This window comes from Streptomyces sp. NPDC054961 (assembly GCF_053609145.1).
Window position 1 is genome coordinate 22,681 of record NZ_JBSGWY010000033.1, and the last position, 6,653, is coordinate 29,333.

The window sequence follows — 6,653 nt, forward strand, 5'->3', positions numbered from 1 at the left end:
TGCGTCCGGCGGACGGATCAGACCTTGAGGAGCTCGCGGTCCTTGCCGTCGGAGCCGTCCGAGGACTCGCCGAGGTGCTTGCGCAGGCTCTCGCCCTCGACGTCCACGTTCGGCAGGAGCTTGTCGAGCCACTTCGGCAGCCACCAGGCCTTGTGGCCGAGCAGCGCGAGGACGGCCGGGACGATGGTCATCCGGACGACGAACGCGTCGAAGAAGACGGCGACGGCCAGACCGAAGCCGATCATCTTGACCATCTGCTCGCTGGATCCGATGAAGCCGGAGAACACCGCGATCATGATGACGGCCGCGGCCACGACCACCCGGGCGCTGTACTGGAACCCGGTGACGACGGCCTGGCCCGGCCGCTCGCCGTGGACGTACGCCTCACGCATGCGGGTGACGAGGAAGACCTCGTAGTCCATGGCCAGGCCGAAGACCACGCCCACCATGAAGATCGGCATCATCGACATGATCGGACCGGTCTGCTCCACCCCGAAGAGCGAGCCGAGCCAGCCCCACTGGAAGACCGCGACGACGGCGCCGAGGGCGGCGACCACCGAGAGCAGGAAGCCGAGGGCCGCCTTGAGCGGGACCAGGACCGAGCGGAAGACGAGCATCAGGAGCAGGAAGGCGAGGCCGACGACGAGTGCCAGATAGGGCAGCAGCGCGTCGTTCATCTTCTGCGAGAAGTCGATGTTCATCGCGGTCGCACCGGTGACGAGGACGTCGTCGCCGCTGCCGTCGCGGATCTCGTGGACCAGGTCCTCGGTCTTCACGGAGGACGGGCGGTCCTTCGGGATGACCGTGATGACGGCGGCGTCCTTGGCCTCGTTCTGGGTGGGCGGCATGACCGCGGCCACCCCGTCCAGGCCCTTGATCCGGTCGGCCGTCTGGTCGGCGAGCGCCTGGTCCCCGTCCACGACGACCATCAGCGGGCCGTTGAAGCCGGGGCCGAAGCCCTCGGAGAGCAGGTCGTACGCCTGGCGCTGGGTGGTGGACACCGGCTGGGCGCCGTCGTCCGGCAGGCCCATCTCCAGCTTGCTCGCGGGGATCGCGACGACGCCGAGGCCGATCACGCCGACCAGCAGCACCATGACGGGGCGGCGCAGGATGAAGCGGGCCCAGCGGGTACCGCCGTTGGGCTTCGGCTCGGCGCCCGCGGCGGCCGGCTTGCCCTTGCCGAAGAGCTTGCTCTTGACGCCTGCGGGCAGCACCTTCTTGCCGGCGAACCCGAGGATGGCCGGGACCAGCGTCAGGGCGACGAGGACGGCGATGACCACGGTGCCGGCGGCGGCGAGGCCCATCTTGGTCAGCATCGGGATGTTGACGACGGCCAGGCCCACCAGCGCGATGACCACGGTCAGACCGGCGAAGACGACGGCCGAGCCGGCGGTTCCGGCGGCACGGCCCGCGGCCTCGTCGCGCTCGCGGCCCTCGGCGAGCTCCGTGCGGTAGCGGGAGACGATGAAGAGGGCGTAGTCGATGCCGACCGCGAGGCCGATCATCATCGCGAGGGTGGAGGTGGTGGAGCCGAGGTCCAGCACGTTGGCGAGCGCGGTGATGGAGGAGATGCCGATGCCCACGCCGATGAGCGCGGTCAGCAGCGGCAGTCCGGCCGCGATGAGCGAGCCGAAGGTGATGACGAGGACGATCGCGGCGATCGCGATGCCGATGATCTCGCCGGAGCCCGTCTCGGGGGCGGCCATCAGGGCGTCGCCGCCGATCTGGACGTTCAGGCCCTCGGCCTGGGCCGCCTTGCCGGACTCCTTGAGGGCATCACGGGTGGCGTCCGTCAGCTCCATGCCGCTGACCTTGTACTTGACGCTCACGTACGCGGTGGAGCCGTCCTGGCTGACGGCCTGGGCCTCGTACGGGCTGGCGACCGAGGAGATCTGGTCCTTGCCCGGACCGTCCTTCAGGTCGGTGACGATCTTCTCGACCTGCGGCTTGACGGCCTCGGAGTCGACCTTCTCGCCCGCCGGGGCCTTGATGACGATGCGGGCGGTGGCGCCGTCGGCGGCCATCCCCGGGAAGCGCTGGTCCAGCAGGTCGAAGGCCTTCTGGGCCTCCGTGCCGGGTATGGAGAACGAGCCTGAGGTGGGTGCGGACGCCGAAGCCGCGCCGAAGCCGGCGACGAACAGCAGCGCCACCCAGACGAGGGCGACGAACCGGCGGCGCCGGAAGGCGCCCCTGCCGAGTCGGTAAAGGAAGGTGGCCACGTCGGTGGTTCTCCCGTTCGGGTCGTGGGATGGAACAGGGCATGGAATGCCGGTCCGACGACGAGAGCGGCGTGTCAGGAACAGCAGGGTCGAGCGCGAGCGCGGGGACGACTCGCCGGAACAGCGGGAAGTGCGGATCAGACACCGAGGGCGGGGAAGACCACGGCGTCGACGAAATCACCGAGGAAACGCCGGTCGACGGACCGGTCCTCGATCAGCGGGAGCGCGATGAACGCCCCGATGAGCATGTGCGGCACGAAGGCCAGGGCCGGACAGTCCGGGGCGATCTCGCCCCGGTCCACCGCCCGCTGCAGCATCACCTGCAGGCCGGTGATCTCCGGGTCGACCAGTAGTTCCCGCAGCGCCTTGTGGAGCTCGGGGCTCTCGTGGACCGCATGGGTCAGGCCCCGCATCAGCGCGGTGTCCTTCGCCATCTGGGCCTCGTCGGAGTTCTCGACCATGACCGCGAAGTCCCCGCGGATGCTGCCCGTGTCGATCTCCCGGAGGGAGACCGGCTGGGTACACCGCAGGGCTTTGGCCACCAGCTCGGGCTTGCTCCCCCACTGGCGGTAGAGGGTGGCCTTGCTGGACTTCGTACGGGCGGCGACCGCGTCCATGGTCAGCGCCTCGTAGCCGACCTCGCGGAGGAGGTCGAGGACCGCCCCGTGGAGTTCGGCTTCCCGCTCGGGGGTGATCCGGCTGCGGCGCGACATGACTTCATCGACCATCTCGGCGCTCCTCCCGACCTGCCATCCGAACGAAACCGTTTCGTACGGATAAGAGGATACGCCTGGGACCCAGCGAAACGAAACCGTTCCGTTTCGTTTTGGCAGTGGCATCTGTCACGCTCCCGCTCCACCCGGCCTCGAGTCCGACGGGCCGGGCCGCGACGCGCATGGACACCTGTACGAGTTGCCAGCCCCCCTCCCCGCGGAAAGCATTGGGGGGTGAGTCACGACGCGGCGTACCTCCGGTTCCCCCATCTCCACGACGATCTGCTCTGCTTCGCCACGGAGGACGACCTCTGGGTCGCACCCCTGGTTCCCGCCGGCGAGTCTCCGGGCCGGGCCTGGCGGATCACCGTCGACCGGACCCGGGTGGGCCACCCGCGGTTCTCCCCCGACGGCACGCACATCGCCTTCACCACTTGGCGCAGCCTCGACCCCGAGATCCACCTCGCCCCCGTCGCGGGCGGCCCGGCCCGGCGCCTCAGTTACTGGGGCTCCACCGACACCCGGGTCTGCGGCTGGACCCCGCCCGACAAGGACGGCCGCAGCGACATCCTGGCGGTCTCCTCCCACGCCCAGCCCTTCTCCTACTTCTCCTGGGCCTACATCCTGCCCACCGACGGCAGCCCCGGCGGCAAGCTCCCGTGGGGGCCCGTCTCCGACATCGCCGTCCACGAGGACACCCAGGGCGGGGAGGGGAACGGCGAGGGGACCGGCGAACGGCGCACCCTGCTGCTGACCGGCAAGCCCCCGCACGAGCCCGCCGCCTGGAAGCGCTACCGCGGCGGCGCCACCGGCCGGCTGTGGCTGCACGGCGAGCGGCTGCTGGAGGACATCGAGGGCCACCTGGACTCCCCGATGTTCGTGGACGGCCGGATCGCCTTCCTCTCCGACCACGAGGGCATCGGGAACGTGTACTCCTGCCTGCCCGACGGCACGGACCTGCGCCGGCACACCGACCACGCGGAGTTCTACGCCCGGCACGCCTCCAGTGACGGCTCCCGGATCGTCTACCAGTGCGCCGGCGACCTGTGGATCGTCGAGTCGCTGGCTCCCGGCGCCGTCCCGCGCAAGCTGGAGGTCCGCCTCGGCGGCCCCCGCGCGGGGCGCCGCACCTACCAGGTCTCGGCCGGCAGCCACGTCGACTCGATCTCCGTCGACGCCACCGGGCGGGCCAGCGCCGTCGTCGTGCGCGGCAGCCTGTACTGGCTCACGCACCGCGACGGGCCCGCCCGCACCATCGCCGACACCCCGGGGGTGCGGGTCCGGCTGCCCGAGATGCTCGGCAGCGGCGGGCAGGTGGCGTACGTGACGGACGCGGAGGGCGAGGACGCGATCGAGATCGCCTACCTGCCCCGGGCCTCGGGAGACCGGCCGCCGCGCCGGCTCGCCTCGGGCGAGCTGGGCCGCGTACTGGAGCTGGTCTGCGATCCGGAGGGCGAGCGGCTCGCCATCGCCTCCAACGACGGGCGGCTGCTGCTCATCACCGTGCCCGACGACGCGGCCGACGCCCCGGGGGACGAGGAGTCCCAGGGTCATGCCGTCGAGCTGATCCGCTCCGAGAACGGACCCGTCACCGACCTCGCCTTCTCCCCCGACGGCTGCTGGCTGACCTGGTCGCACCCGGGCATCGGCCGCTCGCTGCGCCAGATCAAGATGGCCCGGATCGCCGGGCCCGGATCGCACACGGTCGTGGACGTCACGAGCGGCCGCTTCGAGGACGAGAACCCGGTCTTCACCTCGGACGGCCGCTACCTCGCCTTCCTGTCGTGGCGCGGTTTCGACCCCGTCTACGACGTGCACACCGGCGACCTGTCCTTCCCCCTGGGCTGCCGTCCCTATCTGGTGCCGCTCTCGTCGGCGACCCCCTCCCCCTTCGCGTTCTCCCCGGACGGCCGCCCGGCGGCCGGCGGGCTCGACCCGGCCGAGGGCGACTCCGGCGACGGCACGGTCACCGTCGAGGCCGAGGGACTGGAGAGCCGGGTCACGCCCTTCCCGGTGTCGGCGTCCAAGTACTCGGCCCTGTACCCGGTCAGCGGCGGCGGGCTGGTGTGGCTGCGCTGGCCCATCTCGGGCGCGCTCGGCGAGACCTTCGCGAACCCGGCCGACACCAGCGGCAAGCCGACGCTGGAGCACTTCGACCTCGTCAAGGCCCGCAAGACGGAACTGGCCTCCGGGCTGGACTGGTTCGCGGTCAGCGGCGACGGCACCCGGCTCGTGGTCAACGACGACGGGGACCTGCGGGCGGTCCCGGCGACCGAGTCGGGCGACAGCGACTCCACCGTCTACATCGACCTGCGGCGCATCCTGCACGAGGTGGACCCGGCGGCCGAATGGCGCCAGGCCTTCGAGGAGGCCGGGCGGCTCATCCGCGCGTACTTCTGGGAGCCGGACATGTGCGGCATCGACTGGGACGGGGTGCTGCGCCAGTACCGCCCCCTGGTCGAACGGGTCGCCTCCCCCGACGAGTTCGCCGACCTCATGCGCGAGGTCCTCGGCGAGCTCGGCACCTCGCACGCGTACGTCTCCCCGGCCCGCCGCAACGAAGGGCCGCCGCACTACCAGCGGGCCATCGGCCTGCTCGGCGCGAACCTCTTCGCCCGCGACGGGGCCTGGGTCGTCGGCCGGATCCTGCCCGGCGAGTCCTCCGACTCCAAGGCCCGCTCCCCGCTCGCCGGCACCGGCATCCGGGAGGGCGCGGTCCTCACCCACGTCGACGGCCGGCCGGTGGACCCGGTCGCCGGGCCGTTCCCGCTGCTGTCGGCGGCGGGCGGCACCACCGTGGAGCTCACCTTCGAGCCCGCGGAGGGCCAGGGGCGTGCCCGCCGGGTCGCCGTCGTGCCGCTGATCGACGAACGTCCCCTGCGCTACCAGGACTGGGTGGCCAAACGCCGCGCGGTGGCCCGCGAGATCAGCGGCGGCCGGTGCGGCTACCTGCACATCCCCGACATGGGCGGCTCGGGCTGGGCGCAGTTCAACCGCGACCTGCGGGCGGAGATGTCGAAGCCGGCCGTGATCGTGGACGTGCGCGGCAACGCGGGCGGGCACATCAGCGAGCTGGTGGTGGAGAAGCTGACCCGCTCGATCCTGGGCTGGGACCTGACGCGCAACGCCCAGCCGGTCTCCTACGCCTCCAACGCGCCCCGGGGTCCGATCGTGGCGCTGGCCGACGAGGCCACCTCCTCCGACGGAGACATGATCACGGCGGCCTTCAAGCTGCTGGGGCTCGGCCCGGTCGTCGGCCAGCGCACGTGGGGCGGGGTGGTCGGCATGACCGGCCGGCACACCCTCGGCGACGGCACGGTGATCACGGTGCCGATGAACGCGGCGTGGTTCCCCGAGTACGGCTGGTCGGTGGAGAACCAGGGCGTGGAACCCGACCTGCCGATCCTGCGGACCCCGCTGGACTGGGCGGAAGGGCGCCACGCGCAGATGGACGACGCCGTGCACCTGGCGCTGGAGCTGCTGGAACAGGATCCGGCGGCGGTGCCGCCCGGCTACACGGACGTACCGGACCGGCGGCGGCCGGAGCTGCCGCCGCGGGCGTAGACCCCGGGCGTAGGCCCCGGGCGTAGGCCCCGGGCGCGCGGGCGGAGCACGCGAGGGGGGGGGCGCCGGGGCCCGGAGGCGCCCCCACACACACCCCCCAACGCCCAGACCCGACACAGGACGCGGAGGGGAACTAGGCACACTGGGAATATAAGCT

3 protein-coding genes are annotated in these 6,653 nt (G+C 71.8%); 1 reads left to right on the forward strand and 2 read right to left on the reverse strand.

Annotated features, from left to right (window positions below; all coding sequences use genetic code 11):
• Positions 1-17 precede the first annotated feature (17 nt).
• Together ACWF9Z_RS26170 and ACWF9Z_RS26175 are read right to left on the reverse strand one after the other, a co-directional pair.
• Complete coding sequence (locus tag ACWF9Z_RS26170) at positions 18-2,219, reverse strand: MMPL family transporter (protein ID WP_453605740.1); 2,202 nt, start codon at positions 2,217-2,219, stop codon at positions 18-20.
• Positions 2,220-2,356: 137 nt separating this feature from the next.
• Positions 2,357-2,947 (reverse strand): TetR/AcrR family transcriptional regulator, encoded by a 591-nt coding sequence (locus ACWF9Z_RS26175; RefSeq protein WP_453605742.1) that lies wholly within the window; start codon positions 2,945-2,947, stop codon positions 2,357-2,359.
• Positions 2,948-3,166: 219 nt separating this feature from the next.
• On the opposite strand from ACWF9Z_RS26175, the gene ACWF9Z_RS26180 reads away from it, so the two are divergent.
• A complete protein-coding gene (locus ACWF9Z_RS26180; RefSeq protein ID WP_453605744.1) occupies positions 3,167-6,496 on the forward strand; it encodes a S41 family peptidase in 3,330 nt (1,109 codons plus the stop codon).
• The last annotated feature ends 157 nt before the right edge of the window (positions 6,497-6,653 follow it).

Coding starts and splice junctions, on each gene's coding strand:
- ACWF9Z_RS26175 (WP_453605742.1), bottom strand. CDS start 2,947: ATGGTCGATGAAGTCATGTCGCGCCGCAGCCGGATCACCCCCGAGCGG.